Raw genomic sequence first — 25,855 nt, 5'->3', positions numbered from 1 at the left:
CGTGTTTCGAAAGTAGCGTCGTCCGCCCGTAGGGCGGGCCCGGCGGCGTCTGGTGCGTGCGATCGCAAGGCGGAGGGTCGCCCCGATACTGGATGTATCGGGGTGATCCCGACAACGCGGCGAGCGTGCGTGCCAGGCGTCGCCGGGCAGGCGGGACTTTCGAAACACGCCCTAGAACCGGTGGTTCTCCACTTCGGCGAGATACCGTGCCCGCCGCTCCTCGTCGTCCTCCAGGAAGGAGGCGGTGAAGGAGTTGCGGGCCAGCTCGCGCAGCCGCTCCTCGGTCAGGCCGAGGGTCTGGCGTACGGCGTCGAAGTTGTCGCCCGCGTAGCCGCCGAAGTAGGCCGGGTCGTCGGAGTTGACCGTGCACAGGAGCCCGGCGTCGAGCATCGCGGGCAGCGGGTGGTCGGCGAGGGTGTCGACGGTGCGCAGCCGGACGTTGGACAGCGGGCACAGCGTCAGCGGGATCCGCTCGCGCACCAGCCGCTCGACGAGCGCCGGGTCCTCCATGCAGCGCAGCCCGTGGTCGACGCGTTCGACGCCGAGGACGTCCAGGGCCTCGGTGATGTACTCCGGCGGTCCCTCCTCCCCCGCGTGCGCCACGCGCCGCAGCCCCAGCGCGGCGGCGGCCTCGTACACCTCGCGGAACTTCACCGGCGGGTGCCCCACCTCGGCGGAGTCCAGGCCGATGCCGGTGATCCGGTCGAGGTACGGCTTCGCCGCGTCCAGGGTGGCGAGGGCCGACTCGGCGGACTCGTCGCGCAGGAAGCACAGGATCAGCCGTGTCGAGACGCCGTGGCGCGCCTCACTGCTGCCGAGCGCCCGCCACAGTCCCTCCACCACGGTGCCCATGCCGATGCCCCGGGCGAGGTGGGCCTGCGGGTCGAAGAAGATCTCCGCGTGCCGCACCCCCTGGGCGGCGGCCCGCGCGAGGTAGGCGTTCGCGAGATCCTCGAAGTCCCGCTCGGTGCGCAGGACGGCCATCAGCTCGTAGTACAGGTTCAGGAAGGACTGCAGATCCTCGAACCGGTAGGCCTTGCGCAGCTCTTCCGTGTCGGCGTACGGCAGGGTGACCCCGTTGCGGGCGGCCAACTCGAAGGCCAGCTCCGGCTCCAGGGTGCCTTCGATGTGCAGGTGCAGTTCAGCTTTCGGGAGGGGCATCAAAGCATCGTACGGCTGTTTTACCGCCGTTTCGGCAGCGGCACCCTCAGCAGGTCGTGCGCCACGGTCAGCTCGCCCTCGAAGCCCGCAGCCCGCGCCTGCCGCTCGAACTCTCCCCCAGACTCCGTCCGGGAGGTGCCCCCAGACTCGGTGTAGCGCTGGCTGAAGTGGGTGAGCACCAGATGCCGTGCGCCCGCGTCCCGGGCGACCCGGGCGGCCTGACCGGCGGTCAGATGGCCGTGCTCGACGGCGAGCCGCTCGTCCTCGTCGAGGAACGTCGACTCGATGACGAGCATGTCGGCGCCCTCCGCGAGCGCGTGGACGCCGTCGCACAGCCGGGTGTCCATGACGAACGCGAACCGCTGGCCGCGCCGGATCTCGCTGACGTCGTCGAGCGACACCCCGTTCACGGATCCCTCGCGCTGGAGGCGGCCCACGTCCGGGCCCTTGAGGCCGTGCGCGGCGAGGCGGTCGGGGAGCATGCGGCGGCCGTCGGGTTCGGTGAGCCGGTAGCCGTAGGACTCGACGGGGTGGGAGAGCTTGCGGGTGTCGAGTGTGTAGGAGGGCCGGGCGTCGAGGACTCCGTCCGCGCTCACCGGTGCCGGCGTCAGGGCGACGGTCTCGCGGTAGGCGGTGGCGTACCGGAGGCGGTCGAAGAAACGTTCGCCGGAGAGCGGGTAGTGGACGGTGACCTCGTGCGGGACCTGGTCCAGGTTGATGCGCTGGATGACCCCGGCGAGGCCGAGCGAGTGGTCGCCGTGGAAGTGCGTGACGCAGATCCGGTTCAGGTCGTGGGCGGCGACCCCGGCCCGCAGCATCTGGCGCTGGGTGCCCTCGCCCGGGTCGAAGAGGATGCCCTCGCCGTCCCAGCGCAGCAGGTACCCGTTGTGGTTGCGATGCCGGGTCGGGACCTGGCTGGCGGTGCCGAGGACCACCAGTTCACGTACGGACATCGTGACTTACCCGGGGGGCCACTGCATGCCACGTCCGCCGAGGACGTGCGCGTGGGCGTGCCAGACGGTCTGGCCGGCGCCGCTGCCGGTGTTGAAGACGATGCGGTAGCTCTCCAGCTTGTCCTCGTCGGCGACGGACTGGGCCTCGCGCAGTATGTCCGCGGCGATGACGGGTTCGGCGGCGGCGAGTTCGGCGGCGTTCTTGTAGTGCACGCGGGGGATCACCAGGACGTGGGTGGGCGCCTGGGGGTTGATGTCCCGGAACGCGACGGTCGTCTCCGTCTCGCGGACGATCGTCGCCGGGATGTGCCCCTCGACGATCTTGCAGAACAGACAGTCGTCCTGCGGTTCCCCTGCCATGCGGGTCTCCTTCCGGGCCGGTGATCTCTTGCGAGGCATCGTAGCCGGGTCGGTCAGAGCCAGGTGGTCCCCAGCCGGGCGAGTACGGCGGCGGTCACCAGCAGGGCGATGTTGAGGCCGATCCGGTTCGTCTCGCCGCGGGAGACATGGACCGCCGTGCCCCCGACCTGGATCAGCACGAACCCGATCGCGGCGGCCATGGCGAGCGCGGGCGCGACCCCGGTCAGCGGCGGCAGGATCAGGCCCGCCGCGCCGAGGACCTCCAGGGTCCCGATGAGCCGCACGAGCGGCATGGGAACGCGGTCGACCCACCCCATCATGGGCTGCAACCGCTCCTGGCTCTGCAGGACCTTCTTGCCTCCGGCGTAGAGGTAGAACGCCGTCAGCAGGCCGGCGACGATCCAGTAGGCGATCTCCACGGTGACCCCTTGCGCGATGGTTGCCCGACGTAAGTTGCCTCATCATGGGCCTCTGTCGAGGGGCATACAAAAGGCACACAAGTGTGAGCAAGGCACAGGGAGTTGTCATGTCGCAGTACGAGCACACCTGCCTGATCCGGGGAGACGGCGGGCGGACGATCCGCGCGGTGCTCGACCGGATCTGCGACAAGTGGACGCTGCTGATCGTCACGACCCTCGATCAGGGGCGGCTGCGGTTCGGCGATCTGCACCGGCAGACACCCGGGATCTCCCAGCGGATGCTGACACTGACCCTGCGGAACCTGGAGCGCGACGGCCTGGTGTCCCGGACGGTGTACGCCGAGGTCCCGCCACGGGTCGAGTACGAGCTGACCCCGATGGGGCGGAGCCTGATCGCGCCGGCCCTCGCGCTCGGCCGCTGGGCGATGGACCACATCGACGAGATCGAGGCCAGCAGGGCGGCCTACGGCGAACGCGCCGGATGACCGCCCCGCTGCGACCTCAGGGATTCGGGGTGTCTCAGGGAAGGGCGGGCGGTGTCTTCGCCGGGGTCTGCTCCAGCGCGGTCAGCGCCAGCCGTACCGCCTCGTCGAGTTGGACGTCCCGTCCCGCCGCGTGGTCCTGGGGCCGGCAGACCACCTCGACGTCGGGGTCGACGCCGTGGTTTTCCACTCCCCAGCCGTAGCCCTCCAGCCAGATCGCGTACTTGGGCTGGGTGACGAGGGTGCCGTCGACGAGGTGGTAGCGGCTGTCGATGCCGATCGTGCCGCCCCAGGTGCGGGTGCCGACGACCGGGCCGATACCGAGGGCCTTGATGGCGGCGTTGACGATGTCGCCGTCGGAGCCGGAGAACTCGTTGGCGACGGCGACGACGGGGCCGCGCGGGGCGTCCATCGGGTAGGAGAAGGGGCGGGCGTCGCGCGGGACGTCCCAGCCGACGATCCGGCGTGCGAGCTTCTCCACGACCAGCTGGGAGGTGTGGCCGCCGCGGTTCTCCCGGACGTCCACGACGAGGCCCTCGCGGGCCACCTCCACGCGCAGGTCACGGTGGATCTGGGCCCAGCCCGGCGCCTGCATGTCCGGTACGTGGAGGTAGCCGAGGCGGCCGCCGGAGATCTCGTGGACGTAGGCGCGGCGGTCGGCGACCCAGGCGTGGTAGCGCAGGGCCTCCTCGTCGTCGACGGGGACGACGACGGCGTGACGTGGTTCGCCTCCGCCGGCGGGCGAGACGGTCAGTTCGACGACCTTGCCGGCCGTGCCGACGAGCAGCGGGGCGGGGCCCGTCACCGGGTCCACGGGGTGCCCGGCCACGGCGAGGATCGCGTCCCCGGCCCGCACCGCGACGCCGGGCGCGGCGAGCGGGGAGCGGGCGTCGGGGTCGGAGGTCTCCGAGGGCAGCACCCGGTCGATACGCCAACTGCCGTCGGCGTGGCGGGAGATGTCGGCGCCGAGGAGACCCTGGCGGGCGCCGCGGCCGTAGCCGCCGCGCGGGGAGACGTAGGCGTGGGAGGTGCCGAGTTCGCCGTGGACCTCCCAGAGCACGTCGACCAGGTCGTCGTGGGTGGCGACCCGGTCCAGCAGCGGGCGGTAGCGGTCCAGGACCGCGTCCCAGTCCAGCCCGCCCAGGTCGGCCAGCCAGAAGTTGTCCCGCATGATGCGGCCGGTCTCGTCGAACATCTGCCGCCACTCGGCGGCCGGGTCGACGGTCTGCCGGATCCGGCCGAGGTCGACGGTGATGTTGGTGTCGCTGTCCTCGTCGCCGGAGGCGCGCCGGTCGCTGGGGACGACCTTGAGCTTGCCGTCGGTGCGCAGCAGCAGCCGTTTGCCGTCGCCGCTGACCTCGAAGCCGTCGGCGTCGGCGGCGAGGTGTTCGATGCGCTGCTGGACGAGGTCGTAGCGTTCCAGCTCGGTGCGCGGGTCGGGGTCGTCCGGGGTGGCCCGGGAGGCGCCGAGGACACCGCGTACGGGGTGCCGCAGCCACAGCACGCCGTCCTTGGCGGCCGCGAGGGAGGAGTAGCGGCCGGCCTCGACGGGGAAGGGCACTATCCGGTCGGCGAGGCCTTCGAGGTCGATGCGGGTGGCGGGGGTGCCCTCGCTGTCGGGGGTCTCGTCCTTGTCGGGGGCGTCGAAGGGGCGGCCGTGGCGCTGCGGGCCGAAGGGGGAGGGTGTGGTCGCGGCCAGGGTGATCAGGTGGGGACGGGCGCCGGCCGGGAAGGAGAGGTCGAAGACGTGTTCGTCGTAGACCGGGTCGAAGGCGCGGGTGGAGAGGAACGCGAGGTGCTTGCCGTCGAGGGTGAAGGCGGGCGCGTAGTCGCGGAAGCGCAGTGGGGTCGCCTCGGTGACCGACAGGTCGGTGACGTTGGCGAGTTTGAGCTGGGCGAGCGGGGGCGGGCCGGGGTGGGACCAGGCGAGCCAGGCGGAGTCGGGTGAGAAGACCAGGTCGGAGACTTCTCCGTCGGCGCTGCGGTCGACCTCGCGGACCTCGCCGCTCTCCCGCTCGACGAGCAGCAGCCGCCCGTCGTGCGCCGCGACGGCGGCCCGGCTGCCGTCGGGGGCCATGGCGAGCTCCAGGACCCGGCCGAGGCGGCCGGCGGCGAGCCGGCGCGGGGTGGCGCCGGGGACGGGTCCGGTGGCGGGGGCGAACTCCAGGGCGTCCTCGCCCTCGGCGTCCGTCACCCACACCACCCACTCCTCGCCCTCCGTGCGGAAGGTCCGCGGCAGCCGCGCCCGCACCCCCGGCGTGGCGGCGAGCGCCCGCGCGGGCCCGGAGCGGTGGGTCACCCAGTGCACGGCGCCGCGCACCTCGACGGCGCTGCCGCGCGCGGTGTGGTCCGGGGCGGCCCCGCCGAGCCAGAGGGCGGCGGTGACGGGGCGGGGGCGGCGGTCGGTGCGCTGTCCGCCGAGGCGGATGTCGAGGCGGCGCGGCTCGGCGCCGTCGAGGTCGTCGAGCAGCCACAGCTCGCCGGCCGACTGGTAGACGATCCGGGTTCCGTCACCGGTGGCCTGACGGGCGTAGAAGCCGTCGAGGGGGGTGTGTCGGCGCAGGTCGGAGCCGTCGGCGAGGGACGAGTAGAGCGCCCCCGTCCCCTCGTGGTCGGAGAGGAACGCGATCCGGTCCCCCGCCCACACCGGACACTCGAGGTTGCCGTCGAGTTCCTGGTGCAGCCGGACGAACTCCCCGCTGCCGTCCGGGTCGATCCACAGCTTGCCCGCCGTACCGCCCCGGTAGCGCTTCCAGTAGGCGGCCTCGCGGCCCATCGGCGCGGACAGCAGCACGGTGTGCGGGCCGTGGGCGACGGCGCCGACCGGGCCGTACGGCAGGGTGGTGGCCGGTCCGCCGTCGACCGGGACGGCGCGGGCCCAGCTGCGGCGCAGGGTGGCCTGGTCGTGGGTGCTGACGGCGAGGACATGGCCCTCGGGGGTCCAGCCGCGCACCCGGGTCTGCCAACTCCCCCAGTGCGTCAGGCGGGTGGCGGGTCCGCCGTCGACGGGGGCGATGTGCACCTCGGGGGCGCCGTCGCGGGTGGAGGCCCAGGCGACGGTGGTTCCGTCGGGCGAGATACGGGGTGCCGAGACCGGTACGTTGTCGGCGCTGACCCGCCAGGCGCGGCCCCCGTCGAGGGGCGCGAGCCACACGTCGTCCTCGGCGGCGAACGCCACCAACTCGCCGTGCGGATGCGGGTGTCGGAAGTATGCGGCAGGCGTCGCGGACTGTGTCACCAGATCACTGTATTCAGGGATGGGACCGCAGGTCAGGGGTTTCGATCACTTCTGTCCGGCCATCGCCTTCGACGGTCTTGGTGACGGTCACCGTGACCGTGACGGTCGGCCGCACGCCGGACGGGTCCGCGGGCCGGCCGCCGGGCTGGGCGGAACCGGACGCTCCGGCCGGTGAGGACGGGGCTTCGACCGGCGAGGGCGTCACCGAACCGCAGTCCCCGACCCCGCTGACCCTGAACAGCTCCTTCTTCCCGACGTCCGCTCGCACATCGCCCCGCACGCACTTCCCGTCGACCGCGCGCACGACCTTGCCGGTGACCGTGATGTCCTCGCCGTCCCCGGTCTCCCCCTGGCAGTCGACGGAGACGAGGCTGTCATCGCGGCCGGCGGTACAGGTCAGCCAGCGGACGTCCACGTCCCGCTGCTCGATCTCCGCCGTGGCGGCCTGGTCGGTCGTGTACGCCACGGACATGCCGCTCACCCCGCCGCCCGGCTCGCAGGCCACGGCGCCGCCCACGACCACGGGCACGAACACGAGAAGCCACATCCGCCTCAATGCGCCCATGGACGGCAGCCTGCCACTCCCGGCCGCCCCACGACAGCCGGTATGCGGCCACGCTCCAAGACCTGCCCTAGCGTGAACCCATGCGCAACCGCCGCCGCCCGAGACGCCTCGTCGTGGACGACACCACCTACCTGTGGACGGTCCGCCACCGCCACTCGACAACGGAGCCCTGCCAGGAAGTGCTCTCCCTCGTGCGGGACGGGGTCCGCACCCGGATCGTCTTCCGGTCGGGCGTCGGCCGGTACGCCGGCGACGGGCGTACACCCTCCCCCACTCTCGGCTTCGCTCGAGCGGGAGGTCCCCCCAGGCGGCGTCGGCGACCGCCACCACCACCTCAACCTCCACGAACCCGGCACCGTACGTGCCCTCGTCGACGAGGCGACCCGACGCGGACTGCTGGACTCCGCGGGGGAGTTGGACGGCTGGGAGCTGTTCTCGGCGGTCGTGGGCCGCTGAGCCCGGGTCGTCAGAGCCTGTGTCAGGACCAGCGGCCGGTGCGGCCGAGGAGGAGGGCCGCGGCGGCGGTGCCGGCGGTGGAGGTGCGCAGGACAGTGGGGCCGAGGACGTAGGGCCGGGCGCCCGCCTCCGCGAAGACCGCCAGTTCCTCGGGGGAGACGCCTCCCTCGGGGCCGACGACGAGCACGATCTCGCCCTCGGTGGGGAGTTCGGCGGTGGCGAGCCGGTCCTCGCCGCTCTCGTGGAGTACGGCCGCGAAGTCGGCCCCCGCCAGCAGCGCGGCGACCTGCTTGGTGCTCGCCGCGTCCGCGACCTCGGGGAAGCGGACCCGGCGGGACTGCTTGCCGGACTCGCGGGCGGTGGCCCGCCACTTGCCGAGCGCCTTCAGCCCCCGGTCGCCCCGCCACTGCGTGATGCAGCGGGACGCCTGCCAGGGCACGATCGCGTCGACGCCGACCTCGGTCATCGTCTCGACGGCGACCTCGCCGCGGTCGCCCTTGGGGAGGGCCTGGACGACGGTGATACGGGGGGACGCCTCGGGTTCCTCGTGCACGGACTCCAGGTCCATGACGACCAGCCGGTCCTTGCCCTCGGCCGCCTTGACGACGCCCTCGGCCCAGCGGCCCCGCCCGTCGGTGAGGACGACGTCCTCGCCGGGCCGCAGCCGCTTCACGGACACGGCGTGCCGCCCCTCGGGCCCGTCGAGCACGAACTCCGGCCCCACGACGTCGAGTCGGTCGACGACGAAGACGGGCGCGGTCATCGCTCACCGCCCTCGGCGAACGCCGACCGCGCCGCCTCGAGTTCCGCCACCAGGACCCCCACCAGCTCAGCGGCGGGCAGCTCCCGCGCCATCCGGTGACCCTGGCCCGCCCACAGCGCCATGCCCTGCGCGTCGCCCGCCTTGGCGGCGGCCTTGCGCAGCGGCGAGGTGAGGTGGTGGACCTCGGGGTAGGCGGCGGGGGCGTACGGGCCGTGCTCGCGCAGGAAGCGGTTGACCAGGCCGCGGGCCGGGCGGCCGGAGAAGGCGCGGGTCAGCTCGGTGCGCACGAACAGCGGGTCGGTCAGCGCCGCCTTGTGCACGGCCTGCGCGCCGGACTCGGCGGTGGCGAGGAACGCGGTGCCCAGCTGGGCGGCGCTCGCGCCGGCCGCGAGGACGGCGGCGATCTGGCTGCCGCGCATGATGCCGCCGGCGGCGACGATCGGCAGGCTCACGGCCTCGCGGACCTGGGCGAGCAGGGCGAGCAGTCCGAGGGCGGAGCCGTCGTTCTCGGGGACGTCCCTGTGGGTGCCCTGGTGACCGCCGGCCTCCACGCCCTGCACGATCACCGCGTCCGCCCCGGCCTGCTCCACGGCGACCGCCTCCTCGGCGGAGGTCACGGTGACGAGGGTGAACGTTCCGGCCCCGCGCAGCGACTTCAGCGTGTCCGCGCCCGGGATGCCGAAGTGGAAGGACGCCACCGGCACCGGGTCGTCCAGCAGTACGGCGATCTTGGCGTCGTAGCCGTCGTCGCGGCCGCTGTCGGGGTCTCCGAGCCCGGTCTCGTACCAGGTGACCTCGCCGGCGAGCTGCTCGGCGTAGAGCTGGACGGCGCCCGTCTCGGCATACTCGGGCTGGGGCATGAAGAGGTTCACGCCGAAGGGACGGCCGGTCAGGCTCCGGAGCTGTTTGATCTCCTGGTACATGCCGTCGGCCGTCTTGTACCCGGCGGCCAGGAATCCGAGCCCACCGGCCTCGGACACGGCGGCGGCGAGCCGCGGCACGGAGACACCGCCCGCCATGGGGGCCTGCACGATCGGGTGGGGGAGGAGATCGGTCAGCTCGGAGGACATGACGGCATGTTGTCACGTCCTCCGAACAACGCCGAATTCAGGCCTCACCCTGAGGTGATTCAGCCGCTCAGCGCCCGTTGAACGCGTCCTTCAGGCGGGAGAACAGCCCCTGCTGGCCCGGCTGGAACTGGCCGACCGGCCGCTCCTCGCCCCGCAGCTTGGCCAGCTCGCGCAGCAGCCGCTCCTGCTCGGGGTCGAGCTTGGTCGGCGTCTGCACCTCGACGTGGACGATGAGGTCACCGCGCCCGCCGCCGCGCAGATGCGTGACGCCCCGGCCGTGCAGCGGGATCGACTGGCCGGACTGGGTGCCGGGCCGGATGTCGACCTCCTCCAGGCCGTCCAGCGTCTCCAGCGGCACCTTGGTGCCGAGGGCCGCCGCGGTCATCGGGATGGTGACCGTGCAGTGCAGGTCGTCGCCGCGCCGCTGGAAGGTGGAGTGCGGCAGCTCGTGGATCTCGACGTACAGGTCGCCGGCGGGGCCGCCGCCGGGGCCGACCTCGCCCTCGCCCGCGAGCTGGATGCGGGTGCCGTTGTCGACACCGGCCGGGATCTTGACGGTGAGCGTGCGCCGGGAGCGCACCCGGCCGTCGCCCGCGCACTCCGGGCAGGGGTTCGGGACGATGGTGCCGAAGCCCTGGCACTGGGGGCAGGGGCGGGAGGTCATGACCTGGCCGAGGAAGGACCGGGTCACCTGGGAGACCTCGCCGCGACCACGGCACATGTCACACGTCTGGGCGGTGGTGCCGGGGGCGGCGCCCTCACCGCTGCAGGTGGAGCAGACGATCGCGGTGTCGACCTGGATGTCCTTGGTGGTGCCGAAGGCGGCCTCCTCGAGGTCCACCTCCAGCCGGATCATCGCGTCCTGGCCGCGCCGCGTCCGGGACCTCGGCCCCCGCTGGGACGCCGTACCGAAGAACGCGTCCATGATGTCGGAGAAGTTGCCGAAGCCACCGGCCCCGAAGCCGCCCGCGCCACCGCCGCCGGCCTGGGAGAGGGGGTCGCCGCCGAGGTCGTAGACCTGCTTCTTCTGCGGGTCCGACAGCACCTCGTAGGCGGCGTTGATCTCCTTGAACCGCTCCTGGGTCTTCGGATCCGGGTTGACGTCCGGGTGCAGCTCGCGGGCGAGCCGGCGGAAGGCCTTCTTGATCTCATCCTGCGACGCGTCGCGGCGCACGCCGAGAACGGCGTAGTAGTCCGTGGCCACTTACGACTCCGCCAGGATCTGTCCGACGTACCGTGCCACCGCTCTTACCGCTCCCATCGTTCCCGGGTAATCCATGCGGGTCGGTCCGACCACGCCGAGTTTGGCGACTGCCTCGCCGCCCGAACCGTAGCCGACCGAGACCACGGAAGTGGAGTTGAGTCCCTCATAGGCGTTCTCATGACCGATGCGTACGGTCATGCCCGAATCCCCCGCCTCGCCCAGGAGTTTGAGGAGAACGACGTGTTCCTCCAGGGCCTCCAGGACGGGCCGGATGGTGAGAGGGAAGTCATGTCCGAAACGGGTGAGATTGGCGGTGCCGCCGATCATCAGCCGTTCCTCGTTCTCCTCGACGAGCGTCTCCAGCAGGGTGGAGAGCACCGTCGAGACCGTGCCGCGGTCGTCCGCCTCGAAGGCGTCCGGCAGGTCCTCCACCAGACGCGGCACGTCGGTGAAGCGGCGGCCCGCGACCCGGCTGTTGAGCCGCGCGCGTAGATCCGCCAGAGAGGCCTCCCCGAAGGGCGCCGGGCAGTCCACCAAGCGCTGCTCGACCCGCCCGGTGTCCGTGATCAGCACGAGCATCAGCCGGGCCGGCGCGAGCGACAGCAACTCCACGTGCCGCACGGTGGACCGGGTCAGCGACGGGTACTGCACGACGGCGACCTGCCGGGTGAGCTGCGCGAGCAGCCGTACGGTCCGCGCCACGACGTCGTCGAGGTCGACGGCGCCGTCGAGGAAGTTCTGGATGGCGCGCCGCTCGGGCGCGGTCATCGGTTTGACGCCGGCCAGCTTGTCGACGAACAGCCGGTAGCCCTTGTCGGTGGGGATCCGCCCGGCGCTGGTGTGCGGCTGGGCGATGTATCCCTCGTCCTCCAGGGCGGCCATGTCGTTGCGCACGGTGGCCGGGGACACGCCGAGGTTGTGCCGCTCGGTGAGGGCCTTGGACCCCACCGGCTCCTCGGTGCCGACGTAGTCCTGGACGATGGCGCGCAGCACCTGCAGCCTGCGTTCACTCAGCACCCGCGCACACCTCCCGTGGTCGTCCCCCAGTCCCCTGGGCGCCTGCTTTGGCACTCTTCGCTTCCGAGTGCCAGACGTTCCCCGGCCAGTGTACGGCTGTGGGGTACACCGGGGGCAAGGTCGGCCGACGCCGTGACGACTTACCGTTAGCGTCCCGGTATGACGGTGACTTGGGAAGAGCTGGGGTGGGAGCGGATCGCGGCCGGGGTCGGGCGGGTCCGTCTGCCGGGCTGGGACTGCACGGCGGGGCTGGTCGTCGGGGCGGGCGCGGTGCTGATGGTGGACGCCGGGTCGGGGCTGGCGGAGGGGGTGCGGCTGCGGACGGAGGCCGAGGAGCTGACCGGTGCGCGTGTGACTCATCTCGCGCTCACCCATCCACACTTCGACCATGTGTTCGGCGCTGCGGCGTTCGCGGGCGCGGAGGTGTACGGCGCGGTGGGCATGGACACGGTCCGGGCGGAGGAGCTGCGGGCGGACGCTGTGCGCAACGGTCTGGACGAGGCGACGGCGACGGAGGCGGCGGACACCCTGGTCCGGCCCCGCCACCAGGTCTCCGGCGAGTGGACCCTCGACCTGGGCGGAGGCCGCCAGGTGCTGCTGGCGAACGTGGGCCCGGCGCACACCGCGCACGACCTCGTCGTCCTGGTCCCCGGCACCCCGGAGGTCGTCTTCTGCGGCGACCTCGTGGAGGAGTCCGGCGATCCCCAGGCCGGCCCCGACGCCGTCCCCTCCCACTGGCCCGCCGCCCTGGACCGGCTGCTGTCCCTCGGCGGCGAGGACGCGCTGTACGTGCCGGGGCATGGCGCGGTGGTGGACGCGGCGTTCGTACGGCGGCAGCGGGACGAGCTGGCGGCACGTTTCGGCGTGTCGCGCTGAGACGGGCGTGATCGCGCCGGTGCTTCTCCTATCGTCATCCGAATGCGCCAGTACTCGCCGGATCTGACCCCTCCCTGGAAGAAGCCGCAGCCCGTCCCCGAGGTCCCGGCGGAGCCCGGCCTGGTGGTGGAGGAGCCCGGCACCGGCTTCTGCGGGGCGGTGATCCGCTGCGAGGCGGGCACGGTGACCCTGGAGGACCGCTTCGGCAAGCACCGGGTGTTCCCGCTGGAGCCACGCGGCTTCCTTCTGGAGGGCCGCGTGGTGACGCTCGTACGTCCGTCGTCGGGTGCTCCGGTACGTCCCACCCGTACCGCCTCCGGTTCGGTCGCCGTCCCCGGGGCACGCGCCCGGGTGGCCCGCGCGGGCCGTATCTACGTCGAGGGCCGGCACGACGCCGAGCTGGTCGAGAAGGTGTGGGGCGACGACCTGCGCATCGAGGGCGTGGTGGTGGAGTACCTGGAGGGCGTGGACGACCTCCCGTCGATCGTCGAGGACTTCGCCCCCGGCCCCGACGCCCGCCTGGGAGTCCTCGTGGACCACTTGCTGCCGGGCACGAAGGAGTTCCGTATCGCGCAGTCGGTGACGAGCGAGCACGCGCTGGTCGTGGGCCACCCGTACATCGACATCTGGGAGGCGGTGAAACCGTCGTCACTGGGGATCGCGGGGTGGCCGCGCGTCCCGCACGGCCAGGACTGGAAGACGGGGGTGTGCCGGGCGCTGGGCTGGCCGTCGGACAACACCGGGGCGGTGTGGCAGGCGATCCTGGCCCGGGTCAACTCCTACAAGGACCTGGAGCCGGCGCTGCTGGGGAGGGTGGAGGAACTGATCGACTTTGTTACGGGTAGCGGTGGGGCCTGACGTTCTCGTACGCGGCGAATTCGCTGGTGTCCAGTTCGAGGCCGAGGGGTTCCATTGGCGTGAGGTCGCCGAACTTGGTGATTCGCTGTCGGTGGTAGTCCGCGTCCTCTCCGTGTCCCACGGGCTCGGTGAGCAGCACGCATTGGGCCATGACGGGATCGGTGATCAAATACGCGGGCACCTTGGCCGCCGCGTAGATGGAGCGCTTGACGCTGTAGTCGCGGTCGACACCGGTCTTGGAGACGACCTCCACCAATGCGGTCACGACATGCGACGGCATCAGCCAGCCGTGATCCGGGCCGGCACCGCGCTCGAACACCACCAAGTCGGGAACGGGCGCACTGACGTCGTCGAGCATGTCGACGGACTGCGTCTGGAGACGCGACCAGCGCTCGTGCGGGATCTGGTCCTGTACCTGGGCCACGATCCTGTTGTGCACCAGGTCAGGGCTCCGCGTCAGCAGGATCTCTCCCCGGAGCAGTTCCGCTCTGAGGCCCTCCGGGGGCTCGAAGTCCTCCAGGAACTTGATCAGCATCTGATCATTCACACTGGCACCCTAGGGATCGGGATCCGATCCGAACCCCCTCCCCGCACCGATTCACCCGCCGGAGTGATCAGTCCACCAAGTCCCTGACGACCGCGTCCGCCAGCAACCGCCCCCGCAGGGTCAGCACGGCACGCCCCTCGTCGTACGGCCCCCGCGCCAGCAGCCCCTCCCCCAGCGCCCGGTGTGAAGCCTTCAGGCCCTCCTCCCGGAGCAGGTCCAGCGGTACGCCGTCCCGCAGCCGCAGCTCCAGCAGGATCCGCTCGACCCGCCGGTCCTCGTCCGAGAGCAGCTCACGCCCCGCACCCGGTGAGCGCCCGCCCGCGAGGGCCGCCGCATACGCGCCCGGGTGCTTCACGTTCCACCAGCGCACGCCGCCCACGTGCGAGTGCGCCCCCGGTCCCGCGCCCCACCAGTCGGCGCCGCGCCAGTACAGCTCGTTGTGGAGGCAGCGGGCCGCCGGCGAGGTGGCCCAGTTGGAGACCTCGTACCAGTCGTAGCCGGCGGCCGACAGCATCTCCTCGGCGATCAGATAGCGGTCCGCGTGGACGTCGTCGTCGGTCATCGGGACCTCCCCGCGCCGGATGCGCCGCGCCAGCTGGGTGCCCTCCTCGACGATCAGCGCGTAGGCGGAGACATGGTCGGGCCCGGCGCCGAGCGCGGCCTCCAGGGAGGCCCGCCAGTCGTCGTCGGACTCGCCCGGAGTGCCGTAGATCAGGTCGAGGTTGACGTGCTCGAAGCCCGCCGCGCGCGCCTCCGCGACGCAGGCCTCGGGGCGTCCGGGCGTGTGGGTCCGGTCCAGCACGCGCAGGACATGCTGCTTCGCGCTCTGCATGCCGAAGGAGATCCGGTTGAAGCCGCCCGCGCGGAGGGTGGCCAGATACGCGGGGTCGACCGACTCCGGGTTCGCCTCCGTCGTCACCTCCGCGTCCGCCGCGAGCCCGAACTCGTCGCGCAGGGCGCCCAGCATCCGTACGAGATCGTCCGCGGCCAGCAGGGTGGGCGTACCGCCGCCGACGAAGACCGTGCGGACCTCGCGCGGGTCGTCGCCGAGGACCTTGCGGGCCAGCCGTATCTCGTCGATCAGGGTGTCGCCGTAGTTGTCGCGGGAGGCGAGGACGCCGCCGGTGCCGCGCAGCTCGGTGGCGGTGTAGGTGTTGAAGTCGCAGTACCCGCAGCGGGTCGCGCAGTAGGGGACGTGCAGATAGAACCCGAGGGGGCGGTCGGCGGCGCCGGTGAGCGCGTGCGCCGGGAGCGCGCCGTCCTCGGGGACGGGCTCACCGTCGGGAAGTGCGGAAGGCATGTCCTCCATTGTCCAGCACCCCGGCCGACACCTATTCCGCCTGCAGCACCAGCAGCGCCAGATCGTCCTCCGGCGGATGCTCCCCGAACTCGTGCACGAGCCGGCGGATGCGCTCGGCGATCAGCTCGGCGTCCAGGCCCACGCACCCGGCGAGCGCGGTGGCCAGCCCGTCGCCGTCGTCGAACTGGCGGATGCCCGAGCGCCGCTCGGTGACCCCGTCGGTGACGCACAGCAGGCTGTCGCCGTGCCGCAGCTCCAGCACGTCGCTGGTGTACGTCACGTCCTCGATGACCCCGAGGAGGGTCTGCGGGCGCGCGGCCGTGGCGACGGAGCCGTCGGGGCCGAGGAGCAGCGGCAGCGGGTGCCCGGCGGAGGCGAGGGTGCAGCGGACGCCGCCCTCGAAGGGGGCGAGCTCGCCGTAGAGGAGGGACAGGAAGCGGGTCTGGGGGCCGTCGCCGGGTCCGGCGGGGCCGACGAAGGCGCGGGCCGCGGCGTCGGCGGCCTCGGTGGCGTCGTCGAGGAGGAGGTGGTTGAGGCGGTCCAGGACGTCGGCGACGCCGTAGCCCTCGCGGGCCAGCAGCCGCAGCCAGGGCCGGGCGAGGCCGATGACGACGGCCGCCTCCGGGCCCTTGCCCTGGACGTCGCCGATGGCGAAGCACCAGCGGCCGTCGCCCGCCGGGAACAGGTCGTAGAAGTCGCCGCTCGGGCCGCCCTGCTCGCGCGGCTCGTGGACGAGGGCGCTGCGCACGCCGGGGATCCGGGCGACCGCGCCGGGCAGCAGGCCGCGCTGGAGGACGGCGCTGATGGTGGCCTGGCGGGCGTACTGGCGGGCCGCGCCGATCGCCAGCGCCACCCGGCGGCCGAGGTCTTCGACGAGCCCGGTGACCTCGTCGGGGAAGGCGCTCGTCCCGGTCCGTCCGATGACGAGGGTGCCGAGCGGGCGCCCGCCGACGATCAGCCGGTAGGCGAGCGCGGTCCCGCACGGGCCGAGTGCCGCGCCGGGCCAGGGGAAGGGCTCGGGCCCCGAGCGGGGCGGTTCCGCGGGGCGCGGCGGATCCTTCTCCAGGGCCCGGCGCAGCTCCTCGATACGGCTCTCGTCGCCGTGCCAGACCCGGGCCAGCCGCGGCCCGGGCCCGCCGGCCCACTCGCCCCAGCCTCCGCCGTGTCCGCTGACCTCGTCCTCCAGCCAGACCGCGCACCAGTCGGCGAGCCGGGGCACCAGCAGCTGGCTGGTGAGCGCGGCGACGAGATCCTCGTCGAGCTGCCCGGCAAGCAGGTCGGAGGCCTCGGCGAGGAACGACAGGGCCCCTCGGTTCAGCCAGTTCCCGCCCCGGCAGGAGGGCTGCGGTTCGGGGGCGAGCGCTTCGAGGAGGGGGTCCAGGGGCGCGACGGGTGAGGCGCCGTACGTCTCGTCGGTCGCGTACGGCTCGGGGGCCAGGGGCAGCAGCCGCGCCCACACCGTCTTCGCGCCCCTGCGGTACGTCACTCCCCACGCGTCGGCGAGCGCGGCGACCAGGCGCAGACCGCGGCCGTACTCGGGTGTCTCGTACGGCGTCTCGGGCGGGTTGTCGCGCGGGGCGCGGGAGGGGTGGTGGTCGCCGACCTCGACGACGACCGCGTGTCCGTGCTCCGGGTCGTCCTCCAGCCGGCACAGCAGTTCCACGTCGGTGCCGGCGTGCACGACGGCGTTGGTGACGAGCTCGCTGACGACGAGTATCACGTCGTCGGCGAGGCGTTCGGGAAGGTCCCCCCACTCCGAGAGCGCGGCCCGCACCAGATCGCGCGCGACGCCGGGCGCGTGGGAGCCGCCGGCCAGGGTGGCGCGGGCGACCGGAGGCGCGGGCGACGGCGCATCGGCACCGAGGGAGACGGTCTCCCGCTGGGTCGGAATGGCCCCCATGCGCAGCTCCCCGGGCAGTTCGGATGCCCTCAGAGTGACAGACGGATCCCGGCCAAATGCGGTGAGTGATCGAAGGGGATCACGTTGGACGGGAAGGGTGCTGCGCGTGTGTGAATGTGCTCGATGAGGAGCGAAAGTAGGTCACCTTTCGAGCAACGCGACGGCAGTACCGCCAGGGGCGCGGGGAACCGCGCGAGCAACCACAACGCATCCGCAGCTGCCCACGCACCCCAAGCCGCCCCTACGCCTCGCGCGTCCCCTCGTACATCTCCTCGATCAGATGCTTGTACTCCCGCTCCACAACAGGCCGCTTCAGCTTCAGGCTCGGCGTGATCTCCCCGTGCTCCACATCGAGATCCCGCGGCAGCAGCCGGAACTTCTTGATCGTCTGCCACCTCTGCAGCCCGCCGTTGACCTCGGCGACGTACCCCTCGACGAGCGCGACCGTCTCCGGCGCGGCGACGACCTCGGCGTACGACTTGCCCCCCAGCCCGTTCTCCTGGGCCCAGCCGAGGATGGACACCTCGTCCAGCGCGATGAGCGCGGTGCAGAAGTTCCGGTCGGCGCCGTGCACGAGGATGTTGGAGACGTACGGGCACACGGACTTGAACTGACCCTCGACCTCGGTGGGGGCGATGTACTTGCCGCCGGAGGTCTTGAACAGGTCCTTCTTGCGGTCGGTGATCCGCAGATAGCCGTCGGGCGACAGCTCGCCGATGTCACCGGTGTGGAACCAGCCGTCGGCCTCCAGCACCTCGGCGGTCTTCTCGGGCAGCCCGTGGTAGCCCTCCATGATGCCGGGGCCGCGCAGCAGGATCTCGCCGTCCTCGGCGATCCGCACCTCCGTGCCGGGCAGCGGCTTGCCGACCGTGCCGGTGCGGTAGGCCTCGCCGGGGTTGACGAAGGAGGCCGCGGAGGACTCGGTGAGGCCGTAGCCCTCCAGGATGTGGATGCCGGCGCCGGAGAAGAAGAAGCCGATCTCCGGGGCGAGGGCGACGGAGCCGGAGACACAGGCGCGCAGCCGCCCGCCGAACGCCTCGCGGATCTTGGCGTACACCAGCGCGTCGGCGGCCTTGTGCTTGGCGGCGAGGCCGAAGGGGACGCTCGCGGTGCCGGTGCGGCGGAAGTTGTCCTGGCTGACCTTGGCGTACTCGCGGGCGACCTCGGCCGCCCAGCGGAAGATCTTGTACTTGGCGCCGCCGCCCGCGCGGGCCTTGTTGGCGATGCCGTTGTAGACCTTCTCGAAGATGCGCGGCACGGCCGCCATGTACGTCGGCCGGACGACCGGAAGGTTCTCGATGATCTTGTCGACGCGGCCGTCGACGGCGGTGACGTGGCCGACCTCGATCTGGCCGGACGTGAGCACCTTGCCGAAGACGTGCGCGAGCGGCAGCCACAGGTACTGCACGTCCTCGGCGCTGATCAGCCCGGTCGCGGCGATGGCCTTGGCCATGTACGACCAGTTGTCGTGCGGGAGGCGCACGCCCTTGGGGCGGCCGGTGGTGCCGGAGGTGTAGATGAGGGTGGCGAGCTGGTCCTTGGTGATCGCGCCGACCCGCTCCTTGATCAGCTGCGGGTCCTTCTCCAGCCGGCCCGCGCCGCGCTTCTCCAGCTCGTCGAGGGTGAGGATCCAGTCCTCGCCGGTGTCGACGCCGGCCGGGTCGAGGACGACCACATGGGTGAGCGCGGGCAGTTCGGCGCGCTTCTCGACGGCCTTGGCGACCTGGGCCGCGTCCTCGGCGATCAGCACCCGGCTCTCGGAGTCGGAGAGGATGTACGCCGATTCGTCGGCGTTGGTCTGCGGGTAGACGGTGGTCGTCGCGGCGCCGGCGCACATGATGCCGAGGTCGGCGAGGATCCACTCGATCCGGGTGGACGAGGCGAGCGCGACGCGCTGCTCGGGCTGCACGCCCAGCTCGATGAGGCCGGCCGCGATCGCGTACACCCGCTCGGCGGCCTGGGCCCAGCTCAGCGACTTCCAGTCGTCGGGGCCCTCGCCGGACGCGGCGGGCACCGGATGGCGGTATGCCTCGGCGTCCGGCGTGGCGGCCACGCGCTCCAGGAAGAGGCCCGCGACGGACGGCGGACGGTTCTCGATCAGGGTCTGTGTGTCGCTCACGACATCCTCCGGGGCCCGCGACGGCGCGGCTGGCTCTTGCGGCTGTTGTTTAACTCGCGAGTAACTATCGAGCAGGGATCAGGTTAGAGGGCGACCGCCCGACACGTAAGGGGTCACGTACTGTCACTTTCTCCAGACAACGAATACCGGGCCCGCCGTGCGCTCGCGCGGCGGGCCCGGAGTCCAGGCGTCGGTAGGGGCTACTTCTTGCCCTTGGCGGAGCCCGCGCTGTCGTCGCTGCTCAGGACGGCGATGAAGGCTTCCTGCGGAACCTCCACGGAACCCACCATCTTCATCCGCTTCTTGCCTTCCTTCTGCTTCTCCAGCAGCTTCCGCTTACGGGAGATGTCGCCGCCGTAGCACTTGGCGAGGACGTCCTTGCGGATGGCGCGGATGGTCTCGCGGGCGATCACCCGGGAGCCGATGGCGGCCTGGATCGGCACCTCGAAGGCCTGCCGCGGGATCAGCTCGCGCAGCTTGGCGACGAGCCGCACCCCGTAGGCGTACGCGGCGTCCTTGTGGGTGATCGCCGAGAAGGCGTCCACCTTGTCGCCGTGCAGCAGGATGTCGACCTTCACCAGGCTGGAGGTCTGCTCGCCGGTGGGCTCGTAGTCCAGCGAGGCGTAACCGCGCGTCTTCGACTTCAGCTGGTCGAAGAAGTCGAAGACGATCTCCGCGAGCGGCAGGGTGTAGCGGATCTCCACCCGGTCCTCGGAGAGGTAGTCCATGCCGAGCAGGGTGCCGCGCCGGGTCTGGCACAGCTCCATGATCGAGCCGATGAACTCGGTCGGCGCCAGGATGGTGGCGCGCACGACCGGCTCGTACACCTCGCTGATCTTCCCCTCGGGGAACTCGCTCGGGTTGGTGACCACGTGCTCGCTGCGGTCCTCCATGACCACGCGGTAGACCACGTTCGGCGCGGTCGCGATCAGGTCGAGGCCGAATTCGCGCTCCAGGCGCTCGCGGATCACGTCGAGGTGGAGCAGGCCGAGGAAGCCGACGCGGAAGCCGAAGCCGAGGGCGGCGGAGGTCTCCGGCTCGTACACCAGGGCGGCGTCGTTGAGCTGGAGCTTGTCCAGGGCCTCGCGCAGCTCGGGGTAGTCGGAGCCGTCCAGCGGATACAGACCGGAGAAGACCATCGGCTTGGGGTCCTTGTACCCGCCGAGGGCCTCGGTCGCGCCCTTGACCTGGCTGGTGACGGTGTCACCGACCTTGGACTGGCGGACGTCCTTCACACCGGTGATCAGATAGCCCACCTCGCCGACGCCGAGGCCGTCGGCCGACAGCATCTCGGGCGAGTTGGTGCCGATCTCCAGCAGCTCGTGGGTCGCGCCCGTGGACATCATCCTGATCCGCTCACGCTTGTTGAGCTGACCGTCGATGACACGGACGTACGTGACCACGCCCCGGTACGAGTCGTAGACGGAGTCGAAGATCATCGCGCGGGCGGGGGCGTCCTTGACGCCGACCGGCGCCGGGATGTCGCGGACCACCTTGTCGAGCAGCGCGTCCACGCCGACACCGGTCTTGGCGGAGACCCGCAGCACGTCGTCGGGGTCGCAGCCGACCAGGTTGGCGAGTTCCTCGGCGAACTTCTCCGGCTGGGCCGCGGGAAGGTCGATCTTGTTGAGCACCGGGATGATCGTGAGGTCGTTCTCCATCGCCAGGTAGAGGTTGGCGAGGGTCTGGGCCTCGATGCCCTGGGCGGCGTCGACGAGGAGGATGGTCCCCTCACAGGCCGCGAGCGACCGCGAGACCTCGTACGTGAAGTCGACGTGCCCCGGGGTGTCGATCATGTTGAGGATGTGCGTGTTGTTCTTGTCGTGGGTCGGAGCCCACGGCAGCCGCACCGCCTGGGACTTGATCGTGATACCGCGCTCGCGCTCGATGTCCATCCGGTCGAGGTACTGAGCACGCATCTGCCGCTGCTCGACCACACCGGTCAGCTGGAGCATCCGGTCGGCGAGCGTGGACTTGCCGTGGTCGATGTGCGCGATGATGCAGAAATTGCGGATCAGAGCCGGGTCGGTACGGCTCGGCTCGGGCACATTGTTAGGGGTCGCGGGCACGCAGGGTCCTGTCTCTTGAGGCGCCTTATGCCTCGGGTCGGATCGATACGTAGGCTCCATGGTCCCACGGGCGGCGGCCGGGAGCCGGTTTGGGCCGCTCTCGGGCCCGCTGGTAGTGTGGGCAGCTGTGTCTCATGCCCTCTCAGCGCGAGGCACCAAGGAATCCAGGAATTAGAAGAGGCTTATTTCGTGGCGAACATCAAGTCCCAGATCAAGCGGATCAAGACCAACGAGAAGGCTCGGCTGCGCAACAAGGCCGTCAAGTCCTCCCTGAAGACCGCGATCCGCAAGGCCCGCGAGGCCGCCGCCGCGGGTGACGTCGAGAAGGCCACCGAGCTCCAGCGCGCTGCCGCGCGTCAGCTCGACAAGGCCGTCTCGAAGGGCGTCATCCACAAGAACCAGGCCGCCAACAAGAAGTCGGCGCTGGCTTCCAAGGTCGCGGCCCTCAAGGGCTGAACCATTCTGGTCTGACCGGATCCCCCGGGATCCGAGCCGCCGGAAGGACCCAGGGCGGGCCCTCTCTCATCCGCCCCCGACCGGCCCCCGAGCCCGTACGCGGCCTGCGTTCGCCACGCGGGTATGGGCTCACCGGCTTCAACCGAAGGCCCCGGCCTCCCACCCTTCCCCAGGGCGGAGGCCGGGGCCTTCGGCATGCCCCACCTTTGGTGTGGTCACGACCTTGGTCTGGTCACGACCAGAACTGGTTCGCCTTCTCCATGTCCGCGAGGCACTCGTCGAGGTCGCTGATCTTGTCTCCGACGATCCGGAAGACGATCCCGCCCATCTCGTCGATGTGCTTGCCGCCCCGGTCGGCGGTGAAGTGGTGCACGGACATGACATGCCCGCGGCCGTCGACGAACAGGTTGCGCAGCTCGACCCGGAACGACCCGCCGGTCTCCGAGTAGAGCTGGGCGTAGTAGTCGCCCAGGACCGAGTCGATCCCCTTGTAGTCCCCGGAGAGCGGGTGGGAGCCGGGTACGTGGTGCGTACAGTCCCCGGTCATCATGGAGCGCAGGGTGTCCATGTCCCCGCGCTGGAAGGCCTCGTAGCCCTCGCGGACGATTTTCGCGTGCGGGTGCTCAGCCACGGCGATCGCCACCTCTCCTTGTCAGGCGGTATGGGGCTGATACGCACGATTCTCCTCTGCGGAGTCCCTACCGTCCTCTGGAGCGGGCCGCCCGCGCGATGGCCACCACAGCCTTCTCCAGGGCGTACTCGGGGTCGTCCCCGCCGCCCTTGACCCCGGCGTCCGCCTCGGCCACGGCCCGCAGCGCGGCCGCCACCCCGTCGGGCGTCCAGCCCCGCATCTGCTGCCGCACCCGGTCGATCTTCCACGGCGGCATGCCCAGCTCCCGCGCGAGATCGGCGGGCCGCCCGCCGCGCGCGGAGGACAGCTTGCCGATGGCCCGCACGCCCTGTGCGAGGGCGCTGGTGATCAGCACGGGCGCGACGCCGGTGGCCAGCGACCAGCGCAGCGCCTCCAGGGCCTCCGCGGCCCGGCCCTCCACCGCCCGGTCGGCCACGGTGAAGCTCGACGCCTCGGCCCGGCCGGTGTAGTACCGCCCCACGACGGCCTCGTCGATGGTTCCCTCGGCATCGGCGACCAGCTGGGTCACCGCCGAGGCCAGCTCGCGCAGATCGCTGCCGATGGCGTCGACGAGCGCCTGGCACGCCTCGGGCGTCGCGGACCGTCCCGTCGCCCGGAACTCCTGCCGCACGAACGCCAGCCGGTCGGCCGGCTTGGTCATCTTCGGACAGGCGATCTCCCGCGCGCCTGCCTTGCGGGCGGCGTCGAGCAGCGCCTTGCCCTTGACCCCTCCGGCGTGCAGCAGCACCAGCGTGATCTCCTCGGCGGGCGCCGAGAGGTAGGCCCTCACGTCCTTGACCGTGTCGGCGGACAGATCCTGAGCATTGCGTACGACCACGACCTTGCGCTCCGCGAAGAGCGAGGGGCTGGTCAGCTCGGCGAGCGTGCCGGGCTGCAGTTGGTCGGGGGTCAGGTCCCGTACGTCCGTGTCGGCGTCCGCGGCTCTGGCGGCGGCCACCACCTCCTGCACCGCCCGGTCGAGCAGCAACTCCTCCTGCCCGACGGCAAGCGTCACCGCGGCGAGAACATCGTCATTCGCAGTCTTCCTGGCCATCGCGTACAGCATCGCACGGGCCACTGACAGCGGATGTCGGCCGTACGGCCGCCGCAGCTGCGGGCGCCGTACGGCCGGCGTAGCTGCGGGCGCCGTACGGCCGGCGTAGCTGCGGGCAATCGTGCCTCCCCCAGTGCCTCAAGGGCCTGGGAGGTGCCCCCAGGCGGCACGGGTGGGCGCAGCGGCACCCCGCAGGCGCGGGCAAGCAAGACCCACCCCCGGCCCGCACCGACCTACGGTTCCTCCCGCCACCCCTCCCACTCCCCCGCGAACTCGTCCAGCTCCTCCACCCCGAGCCGCCCCTCCTCGTCCCGCAGCACCACCAACCACTGCGCGTCCTCCGCGTCGTCCTCCCCCGCCAACGCGTCCCGGACGATCAACGGCTCCTCACGCACCCCGAACCGCTCCACGAGCGCCTGAGCCACCTCCTCCGCCGCATCACGGTCGGGCAGCACCAGCACATGTCTCACATCACTCACGGAGCCATTTTCCGGCACCCGAACAGCGCCCCCAGGGCTGCAGGCATGGCTCGGACACCGGTCACCCAGCTCAACCCAGTTCTACGCGAAGATCTCCCCCAAGACGCTGGCCAAGGCATACAGCGAAGCCGGCTACTTCGCCCGCAACGTGCGCACCATCGAGGTCCTCGTCGACCGCGACGCCGTCACCTCCGGCGCGGCAGCCACCGGCGAGCCCTGGCAGTACTACGACCTGGGCCACGGCTGGTGCACCTATACCTTCTTCGAACAGTGCCAGCACCGGATGGCCTGCGCCCGCTGCGACTTCTACACCCCCAAGGGCTCGAGCAAAGCCCAACTCCTGGAAGCCAAGGAAAACTTGCAGCGCATGCTCGCCTCCATCCCGCTGACCGAGGACGAACGCGCCGCAGTCGACGAAGGCCAGATCGCCGTCGACGCCCTTCTCGCGCGGCTCACCGACATCCCCACGCCCGCCGGGGGCACACCACGGGAACTCGCCTCCCCGCCACAGTCACCATCCTGCCCATCGTAGAAGTCCGCCACAGCGAAGAGCAGTGGGGTTACGACCACGGCAGCCGTGCGACGAAGTAGACGCTGAGGCCGGAAACTTTCGCTGAGCCTTGCCCATTTCCATTCCGAGCCGGCCGCGTCGCGAGGTGAGGATAATTTGGACAAGGCTTGCGGTACAGCGGTCAGGCGGCGGAGCTTTCGCAAGGTGTCACGGATCCTCGCGAGTCCTATGAATTCGCTCGGCCAGCAACTGAGCCACGGTGTCTCCGAGCATGAGGCCGGAAGAGATGTCGAGCCATGCGTCGAGTTCTGCCGCGAGATCCGCGTCGGCGACCCTTCCTCGGAACCAGCGTACAGAGGACAGAAGGTTCCGTATGTTGAAGAGTTCGGGACCTCTCTGGAGGTGGACAGCGCGAATGAAGTCTTCTCCCTCCAGATCTGCGGTCAGCGCTGCCAGGTGGCGCTCACGCTCCTCCTGGGCCAGCAGCAACGCCTGCGCACGCGTGAGCGAGAAAGAGTCGAGCGCTCGACTGACCACGTAATCCGCTTGAAGATTCGGAGGAACTCTCAGAGCTCCGTCCTCGATCGCCTTGCGGGAGAACTTCACGTATTCAGGCGCAATGTTCGCCCAACTGCGAACACCCAGTTCGCGATCCAGGAAATCCAGTAGTCGTGACGCGAACCCAAGGCGCGTAGCGAGGTCGACGTCCCGCTCTTGATTAACGCGATACGAGTCCGTGATCGCGATGTCAAGCATCGCAAGAATCCACTGCTTTCGAGCCTTCGGCGGCGAATTACGCCAAAGAGCTTCCGAGAGGCGAGATACCTCGACTCGGATGAGCGACCGATAGGTTTCCATCACTTCGTTCACGGTTTACCACTCACTGTGAGGCTGGATCGCGCCATCCTCGAACACAACACCCAAGCGCCGGAAGGAATCGACTCCTGACTGCAGAAAAGAACTTGTATCTTCGGCGAACCACGGGAAGTAGTGACCACTCTGATCCGTGATCCGGGCGAGTTTTCCATTCGCGAACGTAACGTTTCCGGCTCCCTGCACGTCCTCCCCGTTGAACAGCACCGAGTGCTTGATCTTGGACGACACCTCGGGAATGATACGCAACCTGCCGTCGGCTCCGACGACCCAAAGGTACTCTCCCCCGTTGGTCAGGGCCTCTTCAAATGCCCGAGTCCCCGCGTCGATGGGAGCCACGCCGGCGGCTGCCGCGTCGGCCAGTTCCTGAGCGAGGATCTCGGGGTCACCCATCTTGTTAGCCTCGATCTTTCGCGAGGGTCCGCCGACGGAGTCGGTGGACCCTTTTGCTTTCCGGAGCTGATGGTGGGCAGGCCAGCGGCCCGGTTGTCGCG

Annotated in this window: 25 protein-coding genes; 5 read left to right on the top strand and 20 right to left on the bottom strand. The window is 71.0% G+C overall.

The window, feature by feature from the left end; genetic code table 11:
• Positions 1-171: 171 nt before the first annotated feature.
• The 4 genes from ACLZN2_RS47455 to ACLZN2_RS47440 are packed head-to-tail and all read right to left on the bottom strand — an operon-like array spanning position 172 to position 2,893.
• On the bottom strand, positions 172-1,161 hold the full coding sequence (locus tag ACLZN2_RS47455) for an adenosine deaminase (RefSeq protein ID WP_416986281.1): 990 nt from the start codon (positions 1,159-1,161) through the stop codon (positions 172-174).
• A gap of 20 nt (positions 1,162-1,181) precedes the next feature.
• A complete protein-coding gene (locus tag ACLZN2_RS47450) occupies positions 1,182-2,114 on the bottom strand; it encodes a ribonuclease Z (RefSeq protein WP_416986280.1) in 933 nt (310 codons plus the stop codon).
• Between the two features lie 6 nt (positions 2,115-2,120).
• Positions 2,121-2,474 (bottom strand): histidine triad nucleotide-binding protein, encoded by a 354-nt coding sequence (locus ACLZN2_RS47445; protein WP_416986279.1) that lies wholly within the window; start codon positions 2,472-2,474, stop codon positions 2,121-2,123.
• A 53-nt stretch (positions 2,475-2,527) separates the two neighbouring features.
• Entirely contained in the window at positions 2,528-2,893 is a 366-nt protein-coding gene (locus ACLZN2_RS47440) for a DoxX family protein (protein ID WP_416986278.1), read from the bottom strand.
• A 107-nt stretch (positions 2,894-3,000) separates the two neighbouring features.
• Between ACLZN2_RS47440 and ACLZN2_RS47435 the strand changes: the two genes are divergently transcribed.
• A complete protein-coding gene (locus ACLZN2_RS47435; RefSeq protein WP_416986277.1) occupies positions 3,001-3,378 on the top strand; it encodes a winged helix-turn-helix transcriptional regulator in 378 nt (125 codons plus the stop codon).
• Positions 3,379-3,412: 34 nt separating this feature from the next.
• Here ACLZN2_RS47435 and ACLZN2_RS47430 read toward each other — a convergent pair whose 3' ends face one another.
• The 6 genes from ACLZN2_RS47430 to hrcA all read right to left on the bottom strand — a co-directional run bounded on the left by ACLZN2_RS47430 (position 3,413) and on the right by hrcA (position 11,688).
• Complete coding sequence (locus tag ACLZN2_RS47430) at positions 3,413-6,613, bottom strand: S41 family peptidase (protein WP_416986276.1); 3,201 nt, start codon at positions 6,611-6,613, stop codon at positions 3,413-3,415.
• Between the two features lie 13 nt (positions 6,614-6,626).
• Entirely contained in the window at positions 6,627-7,178 is a 552-nt protein-coding gene (locus tag ACLZN2_RS47425; RefSeq protein ID WP_416986275.1) for a hypothetical protein, read from the bottom strand.
• Positions 7,179-7,656: 478 nt separating this feature from the next.
• On the bottom strand, positions 7,657-8,397 hold the full coding sequence (locus tag ACLZN2_RS47420) for a 16S rRNA (uracil(1498)-N(3))-methyltransferase (RefSeq protein ID WP_416986274.1): 741 nt from the start codon (positions 8,395-8,397) through the stop codon (positions 7,657-7,659).
• On the bottom strand, positions 8,394-9,467 hold the full coding sequence (locus tag ACLZN2_RS47415) for a nitronate monooxygenase (protein WP_416986273.1): 1,074 nt from the start codon (positions 9,465-9,467) through the stop codon (positions 8,394-8,396). Before ACLZN2_RS47415 ends, ACLZN2_RS47420 begins: the two co-directional genes overlap by 4 nt.
• A 67-nt stretch (positions 9,468-9,534) precedes the next feature.
• Positions 9,535-10,671 carry a molecular chaperone DnaJ gene (dnaJ, locus tag ACLZN2_RS47410; RefSeq protein WP_416986272.1) on the bottom strand — a complete coding sequence of 379 codons (1,137 nt, stop codon included), beginning with the start codon at positions 10,669-10,671 and terminating at the stop codon, positions 9,535-9,537.
• Positions 10,672-11,688, bottom strand: coding sequence for a heat-inducible transcriptional repressor HrcA (gene hrcA, locus ACLZN2_RS47405; protein WP_416986271.1), 1,017 nt, complete (start codon positions 11,686-11,688; stop codon positions 10,672-10,674).
• A gap of 159 nt (positions 11,689-11,847) precedes the next feature.
• Between hrcA and ACLZN2_RS47400 the strand changes: the two genes are divergently transcribed.
• Complete coding sequence (locus tag ACLZN2_RS47400) at positions 11,848-12,564, top strand: MBL fold metallo-hydrolase (protein WP_416986270.1); 717 nt, start codon at positions 11,848-11,850, stop codon at positions 12,562-12,564.
• Between the two features lie 42 nt (positions 12,565-12,606).
• On the top strand, positions 12,607-13,422 hold the full coding sequence (locus ACLZN2_RS47395; RefSeq protein ID WP_416986269.1) for a DUF3097 domain-containing protein: 816 nt from the start codon (positions 12,607-12,609) through the stop codon (positions 13,420-13,422).
• On the opposite strand, the gene ACLZN2_RS47390 is transcribed toward ACLZN2_RS47395, so the two are convergent.
• The 5 genes from ACLZN2_RS47390 to lepA form a co-directional block, all read right to left on the bottom strand.
• Positions 13,400-13,957, bottom strand: coding sequence for a Uma2 family endonuclease (locus ACLZN2_RS47390; protein WP_416986309.1), 558 nt, complete (start codon positions 13,955-13,957; stop codon positions 13,400-13,402). The genes ACLZN2_RS47395 and ACLZN2_RS47390 overlap by 23 nt on opposite strands.
• A 79-nt stretch (positions 13,958-14,036) precedes the next feature.
• Positions 14,037-15,269 carry a radical SAM family heme chaperone HemW gene (hemW, locus tag ACLZN2_RS47385; protein ID WP_416986268.1) on the bottom strand — a complete coding sequence of 411 codons (1,233 nt, stop codon included), beginning with the start codon at positions 15,267-15,269 and terminating at the stop codon, positions 14,037-14,039.
• A gap of 31 nt (positions 15,270-15,300) precedes the next feature.
• Positions 15,301-17,169, bottom strand: coding sequence for a SpoIIE family protein phosphatase (locus ACLZN2_RS47380; RefSeq protein ID WP_416986267.1), 1,869 nt, complete (start codon positions 17,167-17,169; stop codon positions 15,301-15,303).
• 241 nt (positions 17,170-17,410) lie between these two features.
• Complete coding sequence (locus tag ACLZN2_RS47375) at positions 17,411-19,288, bottom strand: AMP-dependent synthetase/ligase (RefSeq protein WP_416986266.1); 1,878 nt, start codon at positions 19,286-19,288, stop codon at positions 17,411-17,413.
• Positions 19,289-19,488: 200 nt separating this feature from the next.
• Positions 19,489-21,357 carry a translation elongation factor 4 gene (lepA, locus tag ACLZN2_RS47370; RefSeq protein ID WP_416986265.1) on the bottom strand — a complete coding sequence of 623 codons (1,869 nt, stop codon included), beginning with the start codon at positions 21,355-21,357 and terminating at the stop codon, positions 19,489-19,491.
• A gap of 189 nt (positions 21,358-21,546) precedes the next feature.
• Between lepA and rpsT the strand changes: the two genes are divergently transcribed.
• Entirely contained in the window at positions 21,547-21,813 is a 267-nt protein-coding gene (gene rpsT, locus ACLZN2_RS47365) for a 30S ribosomal protein S20 (protein ID WP_416986264.1), read from the top strand.
• Between the two features lie 232 nt (positions 21,814-22,045).
• On the opposite strand, the gene ACLZN2_RS47360 is transcribed toward rpsT, so the two are convergent.
• The 3 genes from ACLZN2_RS47360 to ACLZN2_RS47350 form a co-directional block, all read right to left on the bottom strand.
• Complete coding sequence (locus tag ACLZN2_RS47360) at positions 22,046-22,444, bottom strand: nuclear transport factor 2 family protein (protein WP_416986263.1); 399 nt, start codon at positions 22,442-22,444, stop codon at positions 22,046-22,048.
• 67 nt (positions 22,445-22,511) lie between these two features.
• Positions 22,512-23,498 (bottom strand): DNA polymerase III subunit delta, encoded by a 987-nt coding sequence (gene holA / locus ACLZN2_RS47355; protein WP_416986262.1) that lies wholly within the window; start codon positions 23,496-23,498, stop codon positions 22,512-22,514.
• A gap of 233 nt (positions 23,499-23,731) precedes the next feature.
• The gene (locus tag ACLZN2_RS47350) at positions 23,732-23,977 is read right to left on the bottom strand and encodes a hypothetical protein (protein ID WP_416986261.1); all 246 of its coding nucleotides are present in this window, start codon (positions 23,975-23,977) and stop codon (positions 23,732-23,734) included.
• Between the two features lie 148 nt (positions 23,978-24,125).
• Between ACLZN2_RS47350 and ACLZN2_RS47345 the strand changes: the two genes are divergently transcribed.
• A complete protein-coding gene (locus ACLZN2_RS47345) occupies positions 24,126-24,509 on the top strand; it encodes a hypothetical protein (RefSeq protein ID WP_416986260.1) in 384 nt (127 codons plus the stop codon).
• Between the two features lie 186 nt (positions 24,510-24,695).
• On the opposite strand, the gene ACLZN2_RS47340 is transcribed toward ACLZN2_RS47345, so the two are convergent.
• Together ACLZN2_RS47340 and ACLZN2_RS47335 are read right to left on the bottom strand one after the other, a co-directional pair.
• Positions 24,696-25,358: a hypothetical protein gene (locus ACLZN2_RS47340; protein ID WP_416986259.1), complete on the bottom strand. Its 663-nt coding sequence runs from the start codon at positions 25,356-25,358 to the stop codon at positions 24,696-24,698.
• A 3-nt stretch (positions 25,359-25,361) separates the two neighbouring features.
• Positions 25,362-25,855, bottom strand: a 494-nt coding sequence (locus ACLZN2_RS47335) for a hypothetical protein (RefSeq protein ID WP_416986258.1), incomplete at its 5' end; no start/stop codon positions are given.

This window comes from Streptomyces sp. T028 (assembly GCF_048159505.1).
GTDB lineage: Bacteria > Actinomycetota > Actinomycetes > Streptomycetales > Streptomycetaceae > Streptomyces.
The sequence above is the reverse complement of the archived record's forward strand: the minus strand, read 5'-3'. Positions and strand labels throughout refer to the sequence as shown.

Coding starts and splice junctions, on each gene's coding strand:
- ACLZN2_RS47455 (WP_416986281.1), bottom strand. CDS start 1,161: ATGCCCCTCCCGAAAGCTGAACTGCACCTGCACATCGAAGGCACCCTG.
- ACLZN2_RS47390 (WP_416986309.1), bottom strand. CDS start 13,957: ATGCTGATCAAGTTCCTGGAGGACTTCGAGCCCCCGGAGGGCCTCAGA.
- holA (WP_416986262.1), bottom strand. CDS start 23,498: ATGGCCAGGAAGACTGCGAATGACGATGTTCTCGCCGCGGTGACGCTT.
- ACLZN2_RS47400 (WP_416986270.1), top strand. CDS start 11,848: ATGACGGTGACTTGGGAAGAGCTGGGGTGGGAGCGGATCGCGGCCGGG.
- ACLZN2_RS47435 (WP_416986277.1), top strand. CDS start 3,001: ATGTCGCAGTACGAGCACACCTGCCTGATCCGGGGAGACGGCGGGCGG.
- ACLZN2_RS47380 (WP_416986267.1), bottom strand. CDS start 17,169: ATGGGGGCCATTCCGACCCAGCGGGAGACCGTCTCCCTCGGTGCCGAT.
- ACLZN2_RS47425 (WP_416986275.1), bottom strand. CDS start 7,178: ATGGGCGCATTGAGGCGGATGTGGCTTCTCGTGTTCGTGCCCGTGGTC.
- hemW (WP_416986268.1), bottom strand. CDS start 15,269: ATGCCTTCCGCACTTCCCGACGGTGAGCCCGTCCCCGAGGACGGCGCG.
- ACLZN2_RS47450 (WP_416986280.1), bottom strand. CDS start 2,114: ATGTCCGTACGTGAACTGGTGGTCCTCGGCACCGCCAGCCAGGTCCCG.
- ACLZN2_RS47395 (WP_416986269.1), top strand. CDS start 12,607: ATGCGCCAGTACTCGCCGGATCTGACCCCTCCCTGGAAGAAGCCGCAG.
- ACLZN2_RS47445 (WP_416986279.1), bottom strand. CDS start 2,474: ATGGCAGGGGAACCGCAGGACGACTGTCTGTTCTGCAAGATCGTCGAG.
- ACLZN2_RS47415 (WP_416986273.1), bottom strand. CDS start 9,467: ATGTCCTCCGAGCTGACCGATCTCCTCCCCCACCCGATCGTGCAGGCC.
- ACLZN2_RS47420 (WP_416986274.1), bottom strand. CDS start 8,397: ATGACCGCGCCCGTCTTCGTCGTCGACCGACTCGACGTCGTGGGGCCG.